Here is a 20307-nt window from a genome sequence, read left to right on the forward strand (position 1 = left end):
CGCTTTTAATTAACCTTGGTAATTGGCGCAAACTGAGCTAGCAAGCGTTTAACGCCCTCGTTTGGAAAGGCAATATCCAATTCCATGTCGTTGCCTGAGCCATTAACGGAAACGACCATGCCTTGTCCCCATTTCTTATGCTGAACCTTGTCGCCGACTTTCCAGGCCTGCTTATCAGCCCCGGTTCCCGTACTTTCCTGCTTAGCTGAGTGCTTTAGGCCATGTGCACGCCGCTGAGCCGTAAAGGTTGTTGCCTGAGCAGCTGCCTTGGCAAACGGCGTGTTCATACTCTTAGCCTTGCCCGAGCCGTCCGCGTTTTCAAATTTGATCAGATCATCATTGATTTCTTCGACGAACTGCGAAGGCTGGTTGCGCTGCACGCGACCATAGAGCATCCGTGAGTAGGCATTGGTCAGATACAGCTTGCGTTTGGCCCGCGTAATGCCGACATATGCCAGCCGACGTTCTTCTTCCAATTCCTTTTCATTGCTCAAGGAACGATAGAGCGGGAAAATGCCTTCTTCCATTCCAACCAAAAAGATCACCGGAAATTCCAGACCCTTAGCAGCGTGCAAGGTCATCAAGGTTACCTTAGGCGCTGCTTCATCAACGTCATCCTGATCAGAAACCAGTGCCAGATCAGACAGGAAGTTCATAAGCTTTTGTCGATTATCGCCTTCATCTTCGGCATGCTTTTGATCATATTCTTGAGTTACCGATTTGAATTCTTCCAGGTTTTCCTGCCGGGTTTGCGCCTGCAGATCATTTTCGGCTTTCAGCATCTGCAGATAGCCGCTCTTGGTCAAAATCTCATCGGTCAGTTCAGTAATGGTCAGATAATCGGCCTCTTTGGTCAGATCAGCCATCAAACGGCCAAAGTCTTCTATTTTAGCTCGAATCCGCGCGCTGATCGCATTGGCCAGCGTGACGTTTTGGGCGGCTTCTAATAGCGACCAGCCATTTTCATTGGCAAACTGCCGCAATTTGTCGATACTGCCTGGGCCAATCCCACGTTTAGGCGTATTGACGACCCGCTCAAAGCTCATGGCATCGCGAGGGTTGACAATCAAGGTCAGATAAGCCAGAATGTCACGAATTTCTTTACGATCATAGAACTTATGGCCACCAACCATGGTATATGGTACGGTTGACTTCATAAACGTTTCTTCGATCATCCGTGACTGGGCGTTGGTCCGGTATAAAACGGCAAAATCGTTATAGTGGTAGCCGTGCTCTTTAATCTCGGCTTGAATCTTGCTGACGACAAACTGGGACTCATCATGTTCATTTTGGGCCCGATAATAAGAAATCTTGTCGCCAGTACCGTTTTCTGTCCACAGATTCTTTTCCTTACGAACCAGGTTGTTGGCAATCACTTCGTTGGCTGCTTTTAGAATCGTCTGGGTTGAGCGGTAGTTTTGCTCCAACATGACTGTATGTGCTTCTGGATAATCGCGTTCAAAATTCAGAATGTTGTTCATGTTGGCACCCCGCCAGCCGTAGATTGACTGGTCCGCATCCCCGACTACGCACAGATTCTTGTATTTAGCCGCCAGCAGCGTAACCAGTTGATACTGTGCGTCATTGGTGTCTTGATACTCGTCAACGTGAATATAGTGGAACTTATTTTGATAATATTCCAGCGTTTCTGGATCCTTTTCAAACAGCTCAATAGTTTTCATGATCAAATCATCAAAATCCAGCGCCTGACTGTCTTCCAGTTCCTTTTGATAAAGCACGTAAGCCTTGGCCACGATTTGATTGAGCGGATTATTGGCATGACTGTTAAGCGCTGCATAGTCTGTTGCCGTCTGCATTGCGTTTTTGGCGTTGGAGATTGCACTCAGAATTGCCCGTGGATCATATTTTTTAGTATCAACGTTCAGCTCACTGCAGATCCGCTTCATCAAGGTTCGCTGCTCGCTGGTATCGGCAATCGTAAAGGCACGGTTATAGCCCAGCTTATCAATGTCGCGCCGCAGAATTCGCACACACAGCGCATGAAAAGTCGAAACCCAGATATCACGAGCGCTTTCACCTAACAGCTTGCCCACCCGCTCCTGCATTTCACGAGCAGCCTTGTTGGTAAAAGTAATTGCCAGGATATTCCAAGGGTTGACCCCCTGCTCTTCAATTAAGTAGGCTACTCGATGCGTCAGAACTCGGGTTTTACCTGAACCGGCACCAGCCATGACCAAAAGCGGTCCTTCCGTAGTTAAAACGGCTTCTGCCTGCTTATCATTCATTCCTTGCAGTAATTGACTTGTCACGCCGTATTTCCATCCTCTCTTAAAATTATCGTAGACTTTATTATAGCAAATTCCCGCGGCTCATTAAAAAACGAGCAACGATTGCTCAGCGCTGCTCGCATAAAAGTTATTGCTGATCAGGAGCCGGGTTGGAATCAGTTGATGCTTTTTCATTCCAAACCTCGGTATCCTCGATTTGATGCTGTAGTTCTTCCAGGCTGGACTTACCGACTGCCCAGACGAATCCAGCTACTGCTTGCGGATCCTCCCGCACTTCGGTAAAGAAACGATAGTGCCAATTGTCTTTTAACAGCCATTGCCGCTGCAAGGCTGCGCGTTGTGCTACCCGTGCCAGCATCATCACGGTCGGCTGCAGCGTCTGAACCTCAAAAAGCGGCATTCCGGCAATTGCCCGCAAAAGCTGCTCAGTTTGCGAAACATTAGTGGCATAGTCAAAAACACTGCCATAAGTCGACAGCCCCGGCTCAATTCCATGAACATACAGGTTACCGGTTGCCGTTACGTAGAAGTCGACACGAAAGACGCCACGATACTGCAGGTTTTCAGCTACACTGGTTACGATCCGCTCCATTTCCTGGGAAATATCCGCGCTCAGATTAGCCGGCGTCTTGACTCCCAACAGCTCCTCATCGGTATTCAGCATCAGTTCAATCGCAGGAAATACCTGAACGTTTTCGCCATCGGTAGCTGCCAGCATCGTATATTCAGCAGTGTGATCAATCCAGGATTCCAAAAGATAGGTTCCCGCATTGATAAAATCAGCTGCACGGGTAATATCAGACTGTTTAACGATTCTCATCGACTGTTCGCCAATCCCTCTTTGAATTGGTTTTAAGATTGCTGGATAGCCGATTGAGTCGATGGACTGATAGACGTCATCCAAGCTGATTACCGTAACGTATGGCGCTACATTGACGTTGATCTGGTCTAAAAATGCCCGCTCCATCAAACGGTCCTGGACAATTTCCAACGCGCTGACTCCTTGTGGCAGATAGGCATCACGGCTTAGATAGCGCAAGACGCTGGAGTCGATCAAGTCGTTGGCATAGATAATAGCATCACACGTCTGGGCAAACATCGTCAGTTTTTCCTGGTTATTGTAGGCCCCACTGATCGTAAAATCTGCCTGTTTGGTTAAACTGGGCTGTGCATGATCGACATAAACGCCAACGTTAAAGCCAGCCCGCTTAGCAGCAGTAATCAGGGTGCTGCCGTTGCGGTCCAAGCCGATAATGCCCAGCGTCGCTCCTGGATATAATGCATTTGTACTGCTCATTAGCCCACCCCCATTAGCAGTTAGTCTTCAAATTCAGCTTTGCCATTGGCTAATGAGCTGACCTTAGCCAATGATTCGATGCGCAGTCCCTGTTTCCGCAGTTCCTGACCGCCTTTTTGGAACGTCTTTTCAATTACGATGCCAGCACCAGCAACTTCAACGCCTGCTGCTTGAGCAATCTGGAGCATTCCTTCCAGTGCCTGACCATTTGCCAAAAAGTCGTCAATCAGCAAAACCTTGTCAGTTGGGCTGACGTATTTTTTGGAGATTGAGATCTGATTGGTCGTTTCCTTAGTGTATGAATAAACGCTGGCCGTATACAGATCATCTTTTAAAGTCAGACTTTTATGCTTACGGGCAAAAATCACCGGAACATTCATTGCCAGCCCAGTCATTACGGCCGGTGCAATTCCAGAAGACTCAACCGTCCAAATCTTGGTAACGCCCGCGTCCTTATAAAGCTTGGCAAATTCTTCACCCATATGTTTCATTAGGACTGGGTCAACCTGATGATTCAAAAAGGCATCAACTTTTAAAACATTGCCAGGTAAAACCGTACCATACTCTTTAATTTTTTCCTGCAGTTCTTTCATGGAGTCCTCCTTAACGGCTTATTTATCATAATTGTACAACTTATAGGTCTGAATTACTGAAATTAATTTTTGGGCGTAATCCGGATCGGTTGCATAATGGGCCTCTTGCAGCGCCTTAGCAGCTTCTTTGTAGTCGGAAGCTTGGGTAACGGCTTGATAATTTTGACTGTTGTAGTCCGTCCCATTAATCATCAGCTTGGTGTGATCCTTGATTGACTCGCTCCAGCTGGAATAAACCTTAAAACGGCCCTTAGTCGTGATCCATTTACCATTTACGTATTCTTTGGTCGTCAGAACCTGGGAGTTTTCGCCGGTTCCTTTGATGCCAAACAGGTTGTGGTATTTAGCCGCCAACTTGCTGCTGCCCCAGTCGGATTCCAGGATTGCCTGGGCAATGGTAATTGAAGCTGGAACGTTGTATTTTTTCTGCATTGCCTGAGCTTCAGGAGCAACCTGCTTGATAAACAGACGCTTGGCATTTTGTTGACGTTCGATAATCTGCTGCTGCTGGTAGCGTTGATAGAAATGATGACCAACGTAGGCACCCAAAAAGAGCACAATGACCGTTAAAATACCAATCAGCCAGCGATGTTGAAACAGCTTTTTTGAGTGCCGCATTTTTGAGCGGCGTTTCTTTGCCACAAATAATTCCCCCTGTTTGTTTAACGTAATTTAAAGTTCTATTTTGCATTTTACCAGACTAAAATCATTTAAAAAACTGTGAAATGCTAAATTTGCAAAAATATAAAAAAAAGCACCAGCTGGATGCTGATGCTTGATTTTTTTGATCGCAAATGATTTGTGACCATTCCAAATCTCTGAAGTGTTGATATTAAGCCGTTTCCGGTAAAAAATATTAACGCTTGGAGAATTGTGAAGCCTTACGAGCCTTCTTCAGACCTGGCTTCTTCCGTTCCTTCATCCGAGGGTCACGAGTCAACAGACCGGCCTTCTTCAGAGCATCCCGGAAATCTGGGTCGACGCTCAGCAGGGCACGAGCAATCCCGTGACGAACTGCGCCGGCTTGACCAGAGAAGCCACCACCGCGAACGTTGACCAGAACGTCGTATTGACCTTCCGTCTTCGTTGCAGCAAATGGTTGGTTGACGATAGCACGCAGGTTGGCAAACGGAATGTATTCTTCGATTGCCTTGCCGTTCATCGTAATGTTACCAGAACCTGGTACCAGACGAACCCGTGCGGTAGCATCCTTGCGGCGACCAGTACCACTGTATTGAACTTGTTGAGCCAATTCCGTTCCCTCCTTAGATTAAGTTCGTGATGTCAAGCACTTCTGGTTGTTGAGCAGCGTGCTTGTGATCTTCACCAGCATAAACATGCAGCTTCATACCCATCTTGCGACCAAGAGGGGTGTGTGGCAGCATGCCCTTGATGGAATCTTCCACCAGCTTTTCTGGTTCGTTGGCGCGACGTTCGCCCGCCGTCTTTTGCTTCAGACCACCAGGGTAGTCAGAGTGACGGTAGTAGATCTTGTCAGCAGCCTTCTTACCAGTCAACTTAACTTCGGCAGCGTTGATAACGATGACATTGTCACCAGTGTCAACGTGTGGGGTGTAGGTTGGCTTGTTCTTGCCCTTCAGAATGGAAGCAACAACGGATGCCAGACGACCCAGGGAGATACCCTTGGCGTCGACAATGTACCATTTGCGGTCAACTTCACCAGGTTTTGCCATGTATGTCGTTCTCACGATTAAGTCCTCCAATTTTTGTCTTTCTTTTACAAATAATTGTGTACCGAGTAATTAGATGGAAAAGAAATACCATTCGTTATTTTACTTGATAGATTCCGATTCGTCAATGGTTTTGTTATTCTGATCACCATAATCAACGCTGACCAGATAAAGGCCGCTGGCTGGCGCTGTCATGCGGGCCTGATTGCGATCCTTAGCAGCCAAAACCCTGATAACGTCATCGACCGGTCGTTGATTGCTGCCGATCTCTAATAAAAAGGCCACCATAATGCGAACCTGATTATATAAGAAGCCATTCCCAACAAAGTCAAAGACGATCTCATTATTGGCCTCATCACGATGCACATCTACCTGATAGATCGTTCTGACATTGCTTAGAGCCTGACTTCCTGATGCCACGAAACTGGTAAAATCATGCTCACCAACCAGGTCTTGTGCAGCTTTTTGCATTTTAGCCACGTCGACCGGATATTTGAAATGAGCCGTATAGTTGCGTTTAAACGGATTAACGAAATCACTCTGATCAACTCGATAGCGATAATGCTTTGAATGGGCATTAAAGCGAGCGTGAAAGTCCGGGCTGACCAATTCTGCTTTTTTAACAATGATATCCAGCGGCAAAAGACTGTTTAAGGCTTTACGCATTGAATCATTCCCCAGCTTGTATGGGCAATCAAAATGCGCCACTTGATTGAGCGCATGTACCCCCGCATCCGTACGACCGGAACCAATTACGGACAATGGTGGCTCTGGATTCTTGGCAATCTTGTTGACGGCATTTTTCAAGGTCTGCTCAACCGTACGTTTATTAGGCTGAATCTGAAAACCGGAAAAATTGGTTCCATCGTAAGCAAAAGTTATTTTGTAGCGATACACTTGATAATTCCTTTCAAATTAAAATAGCATTCCTGTTGACATCAGCCGCGTCGCCAGGAGAATAACGGTGGCTAATGTCAGGCCAATCATCGCCAACGTGTCATTTCGATGCCAATGCAGCACCCGATATTTGGTCCGTGGCGCATCTGGATCATAGCCCCGGGCCTCCATTGCAGTTGCCAGCTCCTCAGCTCGTTTAAATGAGCCGACAAACAATGGAATCAAAAGCGGCTCCAGTCGTCTGGCACGCTCAATCAAACTGCCTTCGTCAAAGTTAACGCCTCTTGATTTCTGAGCATTCATCACTTTGGTTGTTTCATCCATGATGGTTGGGATAAAGCGCAAAACGATCATCAGCATGACGGCAATCTGATTAACTGGCACGTGCAGATAACGCAACGGCTTCATAAATGCTTCCATGGCCGACGCTAATTGAAGCGTTGGCGTAGTGGCGGTCAAAACGGTTGAGATGGTGATGATCAGAATAAACCGCGCCAAAATAATTGCCGACTGATAAAAACCGCCACTGGTAATTGCCAACCAGCCCCACTGCCAATAAACGTGCCCACCGCTGCTGAACAGCAGTTGAATTGCCACTGTAAACAAAATGATCCAAAATAACGGCTTAATTCCGCGCCAATAAAGCTTCAACGGCAGTCTGCTCAATGCAATCAAGGCCCCCAGCACGATAAACAGCCACAGATATCCCAGCCAGTTGCTTGCCAAAAAGACAATCACCACGTACCAAAAACAGCTGAAAAGCTTAACGCGCGGATCAAGATGATGCAGCCACGAGCTTCCAGGTACGTACGCGCCCAGTATTACCTTGGCATTACCCATTTGCTCGTCCCCCTTGCTTAAGTCTAATCGTTAATTGATCCGCCAGTTTTTCAATCGTCAGCGGTACGCTATCCGCTAAGCGCAGACCATGACTTTGCAGCTGTTGAGCAAACGCAACGCTGGCTGGTGGCATGATGCCAGCTTCATTAAGCAGAGCTGCATTACTGAACAGTTCATGTGGCGTCATAAAAGCAGCTTTTTGCCCATGGTTCATTACCAAAACATGATCGGCAAAACGAGCTGCCTGTTCCATCTGGTGTGTAATCATCAAAATGGTCGTGCCTTTTTGATGAAGCTCATCAACCAGATCTAGCAAGTCGGTACTGGCTTGAGGATCTAACCCTGCAGTCGGCTCATCCAAGATCAAGACGCTTGGATGCATGGCCAAAACACCAGCAATTGCCACTCGCCGCATTTGCCCGCCCGAAAGTTCAAACGGTGATCGTTCATTGATGTCACTAGGCAGTTTTAAAGCTTCTAAAGCTGTCAGTGCCTGTTCTTTAGCTTGAGCAGGTGAAACACCCAGATTCAGCGGACCAAACATAACGTCTTTTAAAACCGTTTCAGCAAACAGTTGGCTTTCGGGAAACTGAAACACATAGCCGACCCCTCGCCGCAGTCTTGCCAACGCCTTCTTGTCAGCCTGATTGTCAATTACGACCTCGCCTACGCGCAGCTGGCCATGCGTTGGCACCAATAATCCATCCAGCATGGCCATCAGCGTTGACTTGCCGCTGCCAGTATGCCCGACAATTGCCGTAAAACTGCCAGTTTCAAGCTTTAAGGAAAAATCCTTGATTGCCCAGGCAGCCATTGGCGTATCAGCTTGGTAGATATAATCAACGTTTAAGAATTCAATTGCTGACATAGCCACTCCACCATCCGTTCTGAATCTAAATATTGTGCTGGCACATTGATCCCCCGTTTTTTCAACAGCAGCTGCAGTTGTTGAGCAAACGGCAATGCCAGATGCAGATCAGCCAGTTTAGCCGGATCTTGCAGTAAAGTCGCTGTTTCGCCCTGCATTGCGACCTTGCCATGATCCAAGACCACTGCGTAATCGCTAAGAGAAAGCTCCACTGGGTCATGCGTAATTGAAATTACAGTCATATCACGCTCAGCAATCAATTTTTTCAACAGTTTCAACAAGTCATGCCGCCCTTTTGGATCCAGCATGCTGGTAGCTTCATCTAAAATGATGACTCGTGGACCGATTGCTAAAATCCCAGCCAAAGCAACCCGCTGCTTTTGCCCACCAGAAAGCATTGCTGGCTCACTGTCAGCAAAGTCCTGCATTCCAACGGCCTTTAGAGATTCATCAATGCGAGCCTGCATCTGGTCATGTGGTATCTGATGGTTCTCAAGACCAAATGCAACATCATCGGCAACCGTAGTCCCAACAAACTGATTGTCAGGATTTTGAAACACCAAACCAATTTGCTGTCGCAGCTGCTGAAGATTTTTTTCATCTACCAACAGCTCATCAATCTTAATCGTACCGCTGCTTGGTATTAAAAGCCCATCAATCAGTCGTGCCAGAGTACTTTTGCCGCTGCCGTTATGTCCGATCACTGCCGTCCATTTTTTCATGGGCAGCTGTAAGGTTACATCATTTAACGCCGCCTGTGTGCGATCCGGATATTTAAACGAAAGGTGTTGAATATCAATCAATCACGTCACCCATTTCTTTTTGAACTCATTATCTTATTTTAACAGTGAAGCAGCTGATTTAAAAATATACAAAAAAATCGCTTACAACTGGGGTGCACGAAGACATAAACGTCCCGCATTCGAGCTAGACTAGGAATTATGATTCCACCATCGTAGCGCTCTATACCACCAGCTGTAGTGATTCTTTATTACGTATTGAATTGACGAAAATGATTAGTCGACAAATTCCAGAACAACCATTTGTGCACCGTCACCACGGCGAGGCATGGTCTTCAGAATCCGCGTGTAACCACCCTTACGGTCGGCAAACTTTGGTGCCAGCTCTTCAAACAGGTATTGCAGAGCTGATTGTACGCGAACGTTGTCGCCATCTTCCTTAACGTCAGCAACGACATTGCGCAGGAAAGCAGCTGCTTGACGACGAGAAGCCAAGTCGCCACGCTTTGCCAGCGTAATCATCTTATCAGCAGTCTTGCGAACTTCCTTAGCGCGAGCTTCGGTAGTCTTGATGCTGCCGTTGACGATCAGGTCAGTGGTCAAATCACGTAATAAAGCCTTACGTTGTGAACTAGTACGTCCTAATTTACGGTAACTCATGAAGTGGTTCCCTCCTTTTAATTGTTTTAATTAGTCTTCTTGGCGGAAGCCTACGCCCAAGTCGGCCAGCTTCAGCTTGATTTCTTCTAAGGACTTTTGACCCAGGTTGCGGACCTTCATCATATCAGCTTCAGTCCGTTCAGTCAGGTCCTTAACAGTTTGAATATCAGCACGCTTCAAGCAGTTGTAAGAACGAACCGACAGATCCAGTTCTTCAATCGTCTTGTCGAGTACCTTTTCTTGGTGAGTTTCTTCGCGTTCAACCATCACTTTGGCATCTTTTGCTTCTTCAGTCAGGTTGACAAACATCTCCAAGTGTTCAGTCAAGATCTTGGCAGCAAGACTAATAGCAGCCGTTGGGGTCAATGAACCATCCGTCCAGACATCCAACGTCAACTTGTCAAAGTCGTTGCTTTGGCCGACCCGCGTGTTTTCTACGGTGTAGTTGACCCGTTCGATAGGGGTGTAGATGGAGTCAATTGGCAAAGTTCCAATTTCAAGACCGCTCAAACGCAGCTTGTTTTGATCGGCTGGTACATAGCCACGACCCTTATCAGCCGTCATCATGATGTGCAGTTCAGCCCCATCGGCGACCGTTGCAATATGCAAGTCAGGGTTCAAGATCGTAACGTCGCCATCGCCTTGGATGTCACCGGCAGTTACTTCTGCAGGACCCTTGACATCCAATTCCAAATCTTTGGCATCTTCAGATTCAATCTTCAAAGAAACCTTCTTGAGATTCAAGATGATCTGCGTAACGTCTTCCGTAACGCCTTGAACGGTACTGAACTCATGAAGCACACCGTCGATTTGGATACTGGTAATTGCGGCACCTGGCAGAGAAGCCATCATTACACGACGAAGAGAATTCCCCAGAGTGGTCCCATAGCCACGCTCTAGTGGTTCGACAACAAACTTACCGTAGTTGTCAGTTTCTTCGACTTTGTGAATGTTTGGTTTTTCAAATTCGATCATTCTACTCTGTTTCCCCTTTCAAAACGTGGTCCGTAGATTGTTTAAAAGCACCTGGCCAATGATAATTTCGCCGTTGATGCGATTAGACACGACGACGCTTTGGAGGACGAGAACCATTGTGTGGCACTGGAGTTACGTCCCGGATGGCAGTAACTTCAAGACCAGTTGCTTGCAGAGCACGGATAGCTGATTCACGACCCGAACCAGGGCCCTTAACTTCAACTTCAACCGTCTTCATACCGTGTTCCATTGCTTGCTTGGCAGCAGCTTCAGAAGCCATTTGAGCAGCAAATGGCGTAGACTTACGAGAGCCCTTGAAGCCCAGCACACCGGCTGAGGACCAAGCAACGGCATTGCCTTGCACATCAGTGATCATGATCAACGTGTTGTTGAAAGTTGAGTGAATGTGTGCAACACCAGTTTCAACATTCTTTTTTGCACGACGCTTGCGTGAACCTTTTTTGGTTGCCATAAAACTAACTAACCTCCTTTATAGTATTGATTACTTCTTCTTGTTGGCGATAGCGACAGCCTTGCCCTTGCGAGTCCGTGCGTTGTTCTTAGTGTGTTGACCACGAACTGGCAGACCACGACGGTGACGCATGCCACGGTAAGAGCCGATTTCTTGCAGACGCTTGATGTTCAGGGAAACTTCACGACGAAGGTCACCTTCAACCTTGAGTTGGTCTACTTGACCACGGATCTTTTCTTCTTGTTCTGGCGTCAGGTCCTTGACACGAATGTCTTCAGAAACACCGGCAGCAGCCAGAACCTTCTTAGCAGTCGTGTTACCAATACCATAAATGTAAGTTAAGCCGATTACGATTCGCTTGTCACGAGGTAAGTCGACACCTGCGATACGAGCCATTGAGTTACACCTCCAATTCTAAAATATAATTACTTGCCTTGACGTTGTTTGTGCTTTGGGTTAGGGCAAATTACCATTACCCGACCATTGCGCTTGACGATCTTGCACTTTTCGCACATCCGCTTTACTGATGGTCGTACTTTCATTGTAAATAATCCTCCTAAAAATGATTTTAGACTAAAGACTTATTTGAAGCGGAAAGTAATCCGGCCTTTGGTCAGATCATATGGGGACATTTCAACCTTTACACGATCACCAGGCAGGATCTTGATGTAGTGCATCCGGATCTTGCCTGAGACATGTGCCAGGATTTCAACCCCATTTTCCAATTCAACTTTAAACATTGCGTTAGGCAGGGTTTCGGTAACCTTACCTTCGACTTCGATAACATCGGCCTTTGCCACTGAACGGTTCCTCCTTGCCGGTAAAATTACGTAAAAACGGTGGAAAGCGGCAGGCGCCTTCCACTGCAAGCTAGATAAACCTTGCGTAGTATACCATAGAGTACACAATTACGCAAGGATTCAACTAACAATGAGTCTTAAAGGCTAGTCAGAACTTCCTTAACGGCTTGATAAACCTTATCGATGTCTTGTTCACCATCGATCTCATGGAGAATCCCCATTTGCTTGTAAAAGTCGATCAGTGGCGTGTTCAGTTTAATGTTGACGTCTAACCGGTTCTTAACGGTTGCGGGCTTATCATCATCACGTTGGTAGAAGTCGTGGGAACCACAGACATCACAAGTACCTTCAACCTTTGGCGGGTTGGAAAGCGTGTTGTAGGTCGTACCACACTTCCGGCAAATGATTCGGCTGCTCAGACGCTTAACCAGCACTTCAGGGTTAACATCAATGTCGATTACTGCATCCAACTTACGGCCATCATCAGCCAACATCTTGTTGAGGGCTTCGGCTTGCGCCAAGTTGCGAGGGAAGCCATCCAACATGAAACCTTGTTTGGTGTCATCTTGAGCCAAACGTTCCTTCACAATGCCATTCGTAACTTCGTCAGGGACCAATTCGCCTTTATCGATATATTTTTTGGCTTCCAGACCCATTGGCGTTTCGTTCTTGATTGCTGCCCGGAAGATATCACCGGTTGAAATATGTGGGATATCAAAGTCCTTGACGATTTCTTGGGCTTGCGTACCTTTACCGGCACCAGGCAGACCCATCAAAACGAGGTTCATCGTACTCATTTGCCAATTCCTCCTATTTTATTCGCGGATAAATCCAATATACTCACGCTTCATCGTTAAACTACGCATCTGCCGAACAACGTCCAAGGCAATTTGAACGACAATCAACAAACTGGTACCACCTAAACCAATTGATTGGCTAAGGTTCCAGATGTTGCTGGCCAGCAGTGGAATCAATGAAATCAATCCCAAGAATAACGATCCAACCGTCGACAAACGCATCAACAGTCCTGAAACAAAGTCCTGCGTGCCTTTGCCCGGCCAAACGCCAGAGATGTAGCTGCCTTGCTTTTGCAAGTTTTCCGCGAGTTTTTCTGGATTAACTTGAACAAAGGCGTAGAAAAAGGTAAATACAACAATCAAAAATACATACAGCGCAATGCCTGGACCAGACTGCATATTAAAAATCGTTGTCATAACCTGATACCAGGTATCTTGACTATGATTTTGCTGAAAGGCCATTAAGATCGTTTGCGGCGTCGAGATAAACGAGCCGGCAAAGATCACCGGAATCACCCCAGAAACGTTGATCTTTAATGGAAGATAACTGTTTGACGGCGAAGTAGTTGTTCGCCGCGTGTATTGAATCGGCAAACGCCGTTCAGCCTGTTGAAACCAGGTAACGAACGTCACGATTGCCAATATCGCAACCACAACTAGGGCAATAAAGCCAATTCCCATCCAGAGGTTTGCGCCAGATTCACCAGTGATCTGATCGTTCCATAACTGCTTGATCCCACTTGGCATTTCAGCGATGATCCCAGCAAAGATCAGCATTGAAACACCATTACCGAGACCGCGCTCGGTAATTATGTCCCCTAACCAAGTAGCAAACATGGTTCCGGCAGTTAAGATCAGACCAATCGTGATATAGGTTTCCACCCCCGGATTGTTAACCAGTTTAATCGTGCTTAATGCGTTAAAGCCCGCGGTGATCCCAATCGATTGGATAAAACCAAGAACGATCGTTAACCATCGCGTAGCCTGATTAAGCTTCCGTCGACCAACTTCCCCTTGTTTGCTCCATTCGACAAACTTAGGAACGATATCCATTTGAAGAAGTTGGACTACGATTTGAGCCGTGATGTACGGGGAAACCCCCATCGCAAATAATGAGTAGTTATCCAAACCGCCACCACTGAAAGTGTTCAAGATTGATGCCAAGCCGGTACTAGAGATCTGCTCTAAGGCAGCAGCATTTACACCGGGTACTGTAATAGAGGCACCTAACCGGTAAACAATCAGTACAAACAAGGTGAATAGAATCTTCTTACGAATATCCTTAACCTTGAATGCATTTTTGACGGTTGTGAACAATTACATCACCTCAGTTTTACCACCAGCAGCTTCAATTGCCTTAACAGCTGAAGCAGAAAACTTGTTGGCTTTAACGGTCAGCTTCTTGGTCAACTTACCATTGCCCAGAATCTTAACACCGCTCTTAACGTTCTTGATCACGCCGTTTTCCAGCAGAACAGCTGGCGTAACTTCGGCACCATCATCAAAACGGTTCAGCGTCGTCAGGTTTACAATAGCGTATTCCTTACGGTTGATGTTGCTGAAACCACGCTTTGGCATTTGACGGTACAGAGGCATTTGGCCCCCTTCAAAGCCCAGACGAGTCTTACCATGAGCCTTTTGACCCTTAGTACCACGACCAGAAGTGAAACCGTGACCAGATGACAGACCACGACCCTTACGCAGACGCTTGAAACGGGAACCAGCAGCTGGCTTCAATTCGTTTAATTTCATTAGGTAGGCACCTCCTTATTGTAGATTTTTAATTACTTGACTTCTTCAATGGAAACCAAGTGAGCAACCTTAAAGATTGCACCACGCGTTGCCGCGTTGTCTGGCAGGACATTGGAGCTGCCGATCTTGCCCAGACCCAATGCCTTAACCGTACGACGTTGAGTTGGCTTACGGTGGGCAACACTGTGGATCAAAGTAACTTTAACTTTAGCCATGATCTATGTCCTCCTTATTCTGCCAGGTGATCAACGGAGACGCCACGAAGTTGAGAAACTTCTTCGGCACTCTTCAGAGCCTTCAGACCTTCAAACGTTGCGCGAACAACGTTGATTGGCGTGTTGGAGCCCAAACGCTTGGAAGTAACGTCGGCAACGCCGGCCAGTTCCATAACGTTACGAACTGCACCACCGGCAGCAACCCCAGAACCTTCAACGGCTGGCTTGAGCATGATCTTGCCACCACCGAAAGTACCAATAACTTCGTGAGGAATGGTCGTACCAACGATTGGAACTTCAATCAGGTTCTTTTGAGCAGCTGCAGAAGCCTTACGGATAGCTTCTGGAACTTCTTGAGCCTTACCAGTACCAAAACCAACGTGACCCTTCTTGTCGCCGACAATTACCAAAGCGGCAAAGCGCAGACGACGACCACCCTTAACAACCTTGGTAACCCGGTTGATCGAAACGACTTGATCTTCCAGATCCAACTTGGATGGGTCAATGTAAGATTGTGATGCCATACAGGTTATTCCTCCTTTTCCTTAGAATTGCAGACCGTTTTCACGAGCTGCTTCAGCCAGGGCTTGTACACGACCATGGTACAGGTAACCACCACGGTCAAAAACAACGCTGCTGATGTTCTTTTCTACACCGCGCTTAGCGATCAGAGCACCAACACCGGCAGCTTGTTCCGTCTTAGTGTTGCCACTGACTTCACTGTCGAGAGTTGAGGCACTTGCGAGCGTCACACCCTTTACGTCATCAATCAATTGAGCGTAAATGTTTTTGTTAGAACGGTAAACACTTAAACGTGGGCGCTCTGCAGTACCAGAGATCTTACCGCGAACGCGCATGTGACGGCGTTGACGGATCTTGTTCTTATCTGGTTTAGAAATCACAACTGTCACCTCTTGATTCTTTTAATTTTGGTTTTAAATTATTTATGCAGCTAAGCTGCTAGACGATTACTTACCAGTCTTACCTTCCTTACGCAGGATGTATTCATCTTCGTAACGAATACCCTTACCCTTGTAAGGTTCTGGTGAACGAACGGCACGAACTTCGGCAGCAAATTGGCCAACGTGTTCTTTGTTGATACCGCTGATTTCAATCGTCGTGTTGTCTGGAACGTTAACTTCCAGATCTTCTGGCTTTTCCATTTCAACTGGGTTGGAGTAACCAACAGTCAGGATCAGCTTGCTACCCTTGGCTTGAGCACGGTAACCAACACCGACCAGCTTCAGAGTCTTCTTAAACCCGTTGACAACACCTTCGATCATGTTGTTAACATTAGCACGCGTAGTACCGTGGACCATCTTAGCCTTCTTGTCGTCATTTTCCCGTTCAAACGTTACTTCGCTGTCAGTAACGTTCATCTTGATCAATGGGGAGATTTCGCGACTCAGAGTACCCTTAGGCCCCTTAACAGTTACGACGTTGCCTGATTGAGAAACCTCTACGCCTTGTGGCAGTTCGATTGCCTTGTAACCAATACGACTCATGTGTACACCTCCGATCTTATTTTATTAATTACCAAATGTAGGCGATAACTTCGCCACCGATTTTCTTAGCACGGGCAACCTTGTCAGTCACAACCCCTTCAGAAGTTGAGATGATGGCAATACCCAAACCATTGAGAACCTTTGGCACAGCGTCAGCCTTAACGTAAGAACGCAGGCCAGGCTTTGAAATCCGCTTCAGACCAGAAATGACACGTTCGCCATCCTTGCCGTACTTCAGGAATACGCGGATGATGCCTTGCTTGTTGTCTTCAACGTATTCAACATCGCGAATGAAACCTTCTTGCTTCAAGATTTCAGCGATGTCCTTCTTCATCTTTGATGCAGGTACTTCTACAGAATCGTGGTGTGCCATGTTGGCATTGCGAATCCGAGTCAGAAAATCTGCAATTGGATCACTCATAGACATCGATATTTTCCTCCTTTGTCGGTGATTTGTTTACCAGCTAGCCTTCTTCATACCAGGAATTTGTCCTTCATGGGCAAGTTGACGCAAGCAAATCCGGCATAGGTGGAACTTACGGTAAACGGAGTGCGGACGGCCACAACGAACACAACGCGTGTAGGCACGCGTGGAGTACTTGGCTGGGCGGTTGCACTTAGCGATCATTGATTTTTTAGCCAATTTGTGGACCTCCTTAATTACTTAGCGAATGGCATGCCCATTTGAGCAAGCAATTCATGACCTTCTTCATCAGAGTTGGCAGTCGTAACGATAACAATGTCCAGACCGCGAACGTGGTTAACCTTGTCGTAGTCGATTTCTGGGAAGATCAGTTGTTCGCGAACACCCAACGTGTAGTTACCGTGACCATCAAATGACTTGTTTGATACACCATGGAAGTCACGAACACGTGGCAGTGAAACGTTGATCAGCTTGTCCAGGAAGTCGTACATACGAGTACCGCGCAGCGTAACCTTGGCACCGATGGACATACCTTCACGCAGACGGAAGCCGGCGATGGACTTCTTAGCCTTAGTGATCAGTGGCTTTTGACCAGCAATCAGACCCAGTTCTTCAACAGCTTCATCCAACAGCTTGGAGTTTTGAGTAGCGTCACCGACACCCATGTTCAAAACGATCTTGTCGATCTTAGGAACAGCCATTACAGAAGTGTAGTTGAACTTGTCAGTCAAAGCTGGACGTACTTCACTTTCGTACTTTGCTTTTAAACGGTTTTCCATGAGCAATAATTCCTCCTTCCCCTAATTTTTAGTCGATCGTCTTGCCAGACTTCTTGGCAACACGAACTTTTTTACCGTCAACGACCTTGAAACCAACACGAGTAGGTTCGTTGGTAGATGGGTCAATCAGCATAACGTTAGATGCTTGGATTGGTGCTTCTGCATCAATAATCCCACCGTTTGGGTTAGCGTTGTTTGGCTTTTGATGTTTCTTGATTTGGTTAACGCCTTCAACGATCACACGGTTTTCCTTGACCAGGACCTTCTTGATGGTACCTTCCTTGCCCTTGTCCTTACCGGCGATGACGCGAACCTTGTCACCTGTCTTTAAAAACATGTGGTGTGCACCTCCTTATTTTCGGTTAATCTTACAGAACTTCTGGAGCCAGGGAGATGATCTTCATAAAGTCATCATCACGCAGCTCACGAGCGATTGGGCCAAAAATACGGGTACCCTTAGGGCTCTTGTCGTTGTTGATCAGGACAGCAGCGTTTTCGTCAAACTTGATGTATGAACCGTCCTTACGGTGCAGACCATGCTTCGTCCGTACAACGACGGCCTTTACAACGTCACCCTTTTTGACAACGCCACCTGGTGTTGCTTGTTTTACAGTAGCGACAATAATGTCACCAATATTACCGGTCTTAACACGGGAACCACCCAAGATCTTGATTACCAAGATTTCGCGGGCACCTGAGTTGTCAGCGACCTTCAACCGACTTTCCTGTTGAATCACTGTTAGTGTCCTCCTTCCATCAGTAAGTAAGAATAATTAAGAATACGAAATCATCACAAAGCGGGATTAATCAGCTTTCTTAACGATCTTAACCAGACGGAAACGCTTCTTAGCAGACAGAGGCCGAGTTTCCATGATTTCAACCGTATCGCCGGACTTTGCTTCGTTGTTTTCATCGTGAGCGTAGTACTTCTTTGAGTACCGTACACGCTTGCCGTAAACTGGGGCACTCTTGTAAGTGTCGATTACGACAGTGATGGTCTTGTCCATCTTGTCGGAAACAACGCGGCCTTGGTAGACCTTACGTGCATTACGTTCATCACTCATGCGCTAATCCTCCTTTTCGTATTCTTATTTGTTTAATTCTTGTTGACGAAGAACTGTCTTAACCCGTGCAATGTTCTTGCGAACGCTCTTAAGGCTTGCAGTGTTTTCCAACTGGCCGGTTGCTAATTGGAAACGTAAGTTAAACAATTGTTCCTTCAATTCCTTTTCACGGTCAAGCAATTGCTCAGTGGTTAATCCATTCAGTTCTTGAACATAATCTTTAGTCTTCATTAGATTGTCCACCTTCCTCACGCTTTACGATCTTAGTGCGAACTGGCATCTTGCTGCCGGCCAAGCGCAGGGCTTCGCGGGCAACGTCTTCAGGCACGCCGGCAACTTCGTACAGAATCTTGCCGCGCTTAACTGGGGCTACCCAGCCTTCAGGAGCACCCTTACCATTACCCATCCGGACACCAACACCCTTGCTAGTGTAGGAAAGGTGAGGGAAAATCTTGATCCAGACCTTACCACCACGCTTCATGTGACGCGTAATAGCAATACGGCCGGCTTCGATTTGACGGTTGGAGATCCAGTGGGAATCCAGAGCCTTCAGACCAAATTCACCAAACGTTACGTTCTTGCCACCCTTGGCTTCACCACGCATGTGGCCACGTTGAACCTTGCGGTGCTTTACTCGCTTAGGTACTAGCATGTTTTATTTCCCCTCCTTACTTAGTGTTTTTGTTTGCTTGCTTCTCTGGCAAAACTTCGCCACGGTAGATCCAGGTCTTGATACCCAGTGCACCGTACGTAGTCCGTGCTTCATCCCATGAGTAGTCGATGTCGGCACGCAGAGTGTGCAGTGGAACAGTGCCTTCGGAGTATGATTCAATCCGAGACATGTCGGCACCGTTCAGACGACCGGCAACTTGAATCTTGATACCCTTAGCACCGGCACGCATAGCACGTTGGATGGCACCACGCATAGCACGACGGAAAGCAACACGTGCTTCAAGTTGTTCAGCAACGCTTACACCTACCAGGTGTGCGTCTAAGTCTGGCTTCTTAATTTCAACCACGTTAATGTGGACGCGCTTGCCAGTCAAGGCGTTAAGTTCCTTGCGGAGTGCTTCAACTTCAGAGCCACCCTTACCGATAACCATACCTGGCTTGGCAGTGTGAATTGAAACGTTTACGCGGTTAGCAGCCCGTTCAATTTCGATAGTTGAAACAGAGGCGTCAGCAAGTCGCTTTTCAATGTACTTACGGATCCGAAGGTCTTCGCTCAGGTAAGCGGCGTAGTCTTTTTCGGCGTACCACTTAGCAGTCCAGTCGCGAATGACCCCAACACGGAAACCATTAGGATTAATCTTTTGACCCACTATTATCCCTCCTACTTTTCAGTTACAACAACCGTAATGTGGCTGGTCCGCTTGTTGATTGGAGAAGCTGAACCTTTGGCACGTGGACGGAACCGCTTCAGGGTTGGTCCTTCGTTGGCAAAGGCTTCGCTAACTACCAATGAAGCCCGATCCAAGTCAAAGTTGTTTTCGGCGTTAGCAACTGCAGATTTTAATACTTTTTCGACGTCTGAAGCAGCACCATTGGGAGTGAACTTCAGAATAGCAAATGCTTCGGCAACGCTCTTGTTGCGAATGGTGTCAAGAACCAGACGAACCTTGCGAGCGGAAACCCGGACCATCTTGGCCGTTGCCTTAGCTGACGTAATGTTTTCAGCCATTGATCAAA

General features: G+C 47.0%; 33 protein-coding genes. All 33 read right to left on the reverse strand.

The window, feature by feature from the left end:
- Positions 1-5: 5 nt before the first annotated feature.
- Positions 6-2246 carry a DNA helicase PcrA gene (gene pcrA / locus H0G69_RS08525; RefSeq protein ID WP_180305439.1) on the reverse strand — a complete coding sequence of 747 codons (2241 nt, stop codon included), beginning with the start codon at positions 2244-2246 and terminating at the stop codon, positions 6-8.
- A gap of 130 nt (positions 2247-2376) precedes the next feature.
- Positions 2377-3546: an ATP-grasp domain-containing protein gene (locus H0G69_RS08530; protein WP_180304708.1), complete on the reverse strand. Its 1170-nt coding sequence runs from the start codon at positions 3544-3546 to the stop codon at positions 2377-2379.
- A gap of 20 nt (positions 3547-3566) precedes the next feature.
- Positions 3567-4139, reverse strand: a complete 573-nt coding sequence (locus tag H0G69_RS08535; RefSeq protein WP_033934636.1) for a xanthine phosphoribosyltransferase — start codon at positions 4137-4139, stop codon at positions 3567-3569.
- 18 nt (positions 4140-4157) lie between these two features.
- A complete protein-coding gene (locus tag H0G69_RS08540) occupies positions 4158-4781 on the reverse strand; it encodes a glycoside hydrolase family 73 protein (protein WP_180304709.1) in 624 nt (207 codons plus the stop codon).
- Positions 4782-4995: 214 nt separating this feature from the next.
- Positions 4996-5391: a 30S ribosomal protein S9 gene (gene rpsI / locus H0G69_RS08545; RefSeq protein WP_006500590.1), complete on the reverse strand. Its 396-nt coding sequence runs from the start codon at positions 5389-5391 to the stop codon at positions 4996-4998.
- A gap of 13 nt (positions 5392-5404) precedes the next feature.
- Entirely contained in the window at positions 5405-5848 is a 444-nt protein-coding gene (rplM, locus tag H0G69_RS08550; RefSeq protein WP_039946059.1) for a 50S ribosomal protein L13, read from the reverse strand.
- Between the two features lie 84 nt (positions 5849-5932).
- The gene (truA, locus tag H0G69_RS08555; RefSeq protein ID WP_180304710.1) at positions 5933-6727 is read right to left on the reverse strand and encodes a tRNA pseudouridine(38-40) synthase TruA; all 795 of its coding nucleotides are present in this window, start codon (positions 6725-6727) and stop codon (positions 5933-5935) included.
- 18 nt (positions 6728-6745) lie between these two features.
- A complete protein-coding gene (locus H0G69_RS08560; RefSeq protein WP_180304711.1) occupies positions 6746-7567 on the reverse strand; it encodes an energy-coupling factor transporter transmembrane component T family protein in 822 nt (273 codons plus the stop codon).
- Positions 7560-8435 (reverse strand): energy-coupling factor transporter ATPase, encoded by an 876-nt coding sequence (locus H0G69_RS08565; protein WP_180304712.1) that lies wholly within the window; start codon positions 8433-8435, stop codon positions 7560-7562. Before H0G69_RS08565 ends, H0G69_RS08560 begins: the two co-directional genes overlap by 8 nt.
- Positions 8414-9238: an energy-coupling factor transporter ATPase gene (locus tag H0G69_RS08570; protein WP_180304713.1), complete on the reverse strand. Its 825-nt coding sequence runs from the start codon at positions 9236-9238 to the stop codon at positions 8414-8416. The genes H0G69_RS08565 and H0G69_RS08570 overlap by 22 nt, the downstream gene beginning before the upstream one ends.
- Before the next feature lie 213 nt (positions 9239-9451).
- Positions 9452-9835 (reverse strand): 50S ribosomal protein L17, encoded by a 384-nt coding sequence (rplQ, locus tag H0G69_RS08575; protein WP_033934643.1) that lies wholly within the window; start codon positions 9833-9835, stop codon positions 9452-9454.
- A gap of 30 nt (positions 9836-9865) precedes the next feature.
- Positions 9866-10810, reverse strand: coding sequence for a DNA-directed RNA polymerase subunit alpha (locus H0G69_RS08580; RefSeq protein ID WP_006500597.1), 945 nt, complete (start codon positions 10808-10810; stop codon positions 9866-9868).
- Between the two features lie 82 nt (positions 10811-10892).
- Positions 10893-11282: a 30S ribosomal protein S11 gene (gene rpsK / locus H0G69_RS08585; RefSeq protein ID WP_006500598.1), complete on the reverse strand. Its 390-nt coding sequence runs from the start codon at positions 11280-11282 to the stop codon at positions 10893-10895.
- A gap of 30 nt (positions 11283-11312) precedes the next feature.
- Entirely contained in the window at positions 11313-11678 is a 366-nt protein-coding gene (gene rpsM / locus H0G69_RS08590; protein WP_006500599.1) for a 30S ribosomal protein S13, read from the reverse strand.
- Between the two features lie 29 nt (positions 11679-11707).
- On the reverse strand, positions 11708-11824 hold the full coding sequence (gene rpmJ, locus H0G69_RS08595) for a 50S ribosomal protein L36 (protein WP_006500600.1): 117 nt from the start codon (positions 11822-11824) through the stop codon (positions 11708-11710).
- Positions 11825-11863: 39 nt separating this feature from the next.
- The gene (gene infA / locus H0G69_RS08600; protein ID WP_006500601.1) at positions 11864-12082 is read right to left on the reverse strand and encodes a translation initiation factor IF-1; all 219 of its coding nucleotides are present in this window, start codon (positions 12080-12082) and stop codon (positions 11864-11866) included.
- A 137-nt stretch (positions 12083-12219) separates the two neighbouring features.
- A complete protein-coding gene (locus tag H0G69_RS08605) occupies positions 12220-12870 on the reverse strand; it encodes an adenylate kinase (RefSeq protein WP_278499236.1) in 651 nt (216 codons plus the stop codon).
- Positions 12871-12897: 27 nt separating this feature from the next.
- Positions 12898-14196, reverse strand: coding sequence for a preprotein translocase subunit SecY (gene secY / locus H0G69_RS08610; RefSeq protein WP_180304714.1), 1299 nt, complete (start codon positions 14194-14196; stop codon positions 12898-12900).
- Positions 14197-14631: a 50S ribosomal protein L15 gene (rplO, locus tag H0G69_RS08615; RefSeq protein WP_006500604.1), complete on the reverse strand. Its 435-nt coding sequence runs from the start codon at positions 14629-14631 to the stop codon at positions 14197-14199.
- 32 nt (positions 14632-14663) lie between these two features.
- Positions 14664-14846 carry a 50S ribosomal protein L30 gene (gene rpmD, locus H0G69_RS08620; protein ID WP_006500605.1) on the reverse strand — a complete coding sequence of 61 codons (183 nt, stop codon included), beginning with the start codon at positions 14844-14846 and terminating at the stop codon, positions 14664-14666.
- A gap of 14 nt (positions 14847-14860) precedes the next feature.
- The gene (gene rpsE, locus H0G69_RS08625; protein WP_033934646.1) at positions 14861-15370 is read right to left on the reverse strand and encodes a 30S ribosomal protein S5; all 510 of its coding nucleotides are present in this window, start codon (positions 15368-15370) and stop codon (positions 14861-14863) included.
- Positions 15371-15391: 21 nt separating this feature from the next.
- Entirely contained in the window at positions 15392-15757 is a 366-nt protein-coding gene (gene rplR / locus H0G69_RS08630; RefSeq protein WP_033934647.1) for a 50S ribosomal protein L18, read from the reverse strand.
- 57 nt (positions 15758-15814) lie between these two features.
- Positions 15815-16351: a 50S ribosomal protein L6 gene (gene rplF / locus H0G69_RS08635; protein WP_034539406.1), complete on the reverse strand. Its 537-nt coding sequence runs from the start codon at positions 16349-16351 to the stop codon at positions 15815-15817.
- A gap of 28 nt (positions 16352-16379) precedes the next feature.
- Positions 16380-16778, reverse strand: a complete 399-nt coding sequence (gene rpsH, locus H0G69_RS08640; protein ID WP_033934649.1) for a 30S ribosomal protein S8 — start codon at positions 16776-16778, stop codon at positions 16380-16382.
- Between the two features lie 30 nt (positions 16779-16808).
- On the reverse strand, positions 16809-16994 hold the full coding sequence (locus H0G69_RS08645; protein WP_074504970.1) for a type Z 30S ribosomal protein S14: 186 nt from the start codon (positions 16992-16994) through the stop codon (positions 16809-16811).
- 17 nt (positions 16995-17011) lie between these two features.
- On the reverse strand, positions 17012-17554 hold the full coding sequence (rplE, locus tag H0G69_RS08650) for a 50S ribosomal protein L5 (RefSeq protein WP_006500610.1): 543 nt from the start codon (positions 17552-17554) through the stop codon (positions 17012-17014).
- Between the two features lie 28 nt (positions 17555-17582).
- Complete coding sequence (gene rplX, locus H0G69_RS08655; RefSeq protein ID WP_006500611.1) at positions 17583-17891, reverse strand: 50S ribosomal protein L24; 309 nt, start codon at positions 17889-17891, stop codon at positions 17583-17585.
- Positions 17892-17922: 31 nt separating this feature from the next.
- On the reverse strand, positions 17923-18291 hold the full coding sequence (gene rplN, locus H0G69_RS08660) for a 50S ribosomal protein L14 (RefSeq protein ID WP_006500612.1): 369 nt from the start codon (positions 18289-18291) through the stop codon (positions 17923-17925).
- Positions 18292-18357: 66 nt separating this feature from the next.
- On the reverse strand, positions 18358-18618 hold the full coding sequence (rpsQ, locus tag H0G69_RS08665) for a 30S ribosomal protein S17 (protein ID WP_006500613.1): 261 nt from the start codon (positions 18616-18618) through the stop codon (positions 18358-18360).
- Between the two features lie 24 nt (positions 18619-18642).
- Positions 18643-18849, reverse strand: coding sequence for a 50S ribosomal protein L29 (gene rpmC, locus H0G69_RS08670; RefSeq protein WP_006500614.1), 207 nt, complete (start codon positions 18847-18849; stop codon positions 18643-18645).
- Complete coding sequence (gene rplP, locus H0G69_RS08675) at positions 18839-19270, reverse strand: 50S ribosomal protein L16 (RefSeq protein ID WP_033934650.1); 432 nt, start codon at positions 19268-19270, stop codon at positions 18839-18841. Before rplP ends, rpmC begins: the two co-directional genes overlap by 11 nt.
- Before the next feature lie 16 nt (positions 19271-19286).
- Positions 19287-19940, reverse strand: coding sequence for a 30S ribosomal protein S3 (gene rpsC, locus H0G69_RS08680; RefSeq protein ID WP_006500616.1), 654 nt, complete (start codon positions 19938-19940; stop codon positions 19287-19289).
- Between the two features lie 11 nt (positions 19941-19951).
- The gene (rplV, locus tag H0G69_RS08685) at positions 19952-20299 is read right to left on the reverse strand and encodes a 50S ribosomal protein L22 (RefSeq protein ID WP_006500617.1); all 348 of its coding nucleotides are present in this window, start codon (positions 20297-20299) and stop codon (positions 19952-19954) included.
- Positions 20300-20307 lie beyond the last annotated feature (8 nt).

Origin of the sequence: Limosilactobacillus mucosae (assembly GCF_013423865.1) — a bacterium.
Classification (GTDB): Bacteria; Bacillota; Bacilli; order Lactobacillales; family Lactobacillaceae; genus Limosilactobacillus; species Limosilactobacillus mucosae.

Coding starts and splice junctions, on each gene's coding strand:
- rpmD (WP_006500605.1), bottom strand. CDS start 14,846: ATGGCTAAAGTTAAAGTTACTTTGATCCACAGTGTTGCCCACCGTAAG.
- H0G69_RS08560 (WP_180304711.1), bottom strand. CDS start 7,567: ATGGGTAATGCCAAGGTAATACTGGGCGCGTACGTACCTGGAAGCTCG.
- rpmJ (WP_006500600.1), bottom strand. CDS start 11,824: ATGAAAGTACGACCATCAGTAAAGCGGATGTGCGAAAAGTGCAAGATC.
- rplX (WP_006500611.1), bottom strand. CDS start 17,891: ATGTTTTTAAAGACAGGTGACAAGGTTCGCGTCATCGCCGGTAAGGAC.
- rplE (WP_006500610.1), bottom strand. CDS start 17,554: ATGGAAAACCGTTTAAAAGCAAAGTACGAAAGTGAAGTACGTCCAGCT.
- H0G69_RS08535 (WP_033934636.1), bottom strand. CDS start 4,139: ATGAAAGAACTGCAGGAAAAAATTAAAGAGTATGGTACGGTTTTACCT.
- H0G69_RS08530 (WP_180304708.1), bottom strand. CDS start 3,546: ATGAGCAGTACAAATGCATTATATCCAGGAGCGACGCTGGGCATTATC.
- pcrA (WP_180305439.1), bottom strand. CDS start 2,246: ATGAATGATAAGCAGGCAGAAGCCGTTTTAACTACGGAAGGACCGCTT.
- rplF (WP_034539406.1), bottom strand. CDS start 16,351: ATGAGTCGTATTGGTTACAAGGCAATCGAACTGCCACAAGGCGTAGAG.
- rplP (WP_033934650.1), bottom strand. CDS start 19,270: ATGCTAGTACCTAAGCGAGTAAAGCACCGCAAGGTTCAACGTGGCCAC.
- rpsK (WP_006500598.1), bottom strand. CDS start 11,282: ATGGCAACCAAAAAAGGTTCACGCAAGCGTCGTGCAAAAAAGAATGTT.
- rpsM (WP_006500599.1), bottom strand. CDS start 11,678: ATGGCTCGTATCGCAGGTGTCGACTTACCTCGTGACAAGCGAATCGTA.
- rplV (WP_006500617.1), bottom strand. CDS start 20,299: ATGGCTGAAAACATTACGTCAGCTAAGGCAACGGCCAAGATGGTCCGG.
- rplQ (WP_033934643.1), bottom strand. CDS start 9,835: ATGAGTTACCGTAAATTAGGACGTACTAGTTCACAACGTAAGGCTTTA.
- rpsE (WP_033934646.1), bottom strand. CDS start 15,370: ATGGCATCACAATCTTACATTGACCCATCCAAGTTGGATCTGGAAGAT.
- rpmC (WP_006500614.1), bottom strand. CDS start 18,849: ATGAAGACTAAAGATTATGTTCAAGAACTGAATGGATTAACCACTGAG.
- rpsQ (WP_006500613.1), bottom strand. CDS start 18,618: ATGAGTGATGAACGTAATGCACGTAAGGTCTACCAAGGCCGCGTTGTT.
- H0G69_RS08565 (WP_180304712.1), bottom strand. CDS start 8,435: ATGTCAGCAATTGAATTCTTAAACGTTGATTATATCTACCAAGCTGAT.
- H0G69_RS08580 (WP_006500597.1), bottom strand. CDS start 10,810: ATGATCGAATTTGAAAAACCAAACATTCACAAAGTCGAAGAAACTGAC.
- H0G69_RS08605 (WP_278499236.1), bottom strand. CDS start 12,870: ATGAACCTCGTTTTGATGGGTCTGCCTGGTGCCGGTAAAGGTACGCAA.
- rpsH (WP_033934649.1), bottom strand. CDS start 16,778: ATGTCTATGAGTGATCCAATTGCAGATTTTCTGACTCGGATTCGCAAT.
- rplO (WP_006500604.1), bottom strand. CDS start 14,631: ATGAAATTAAACGAATTGAAGCCAGCTGCTGGTTCCCGTTTCAAGCGT.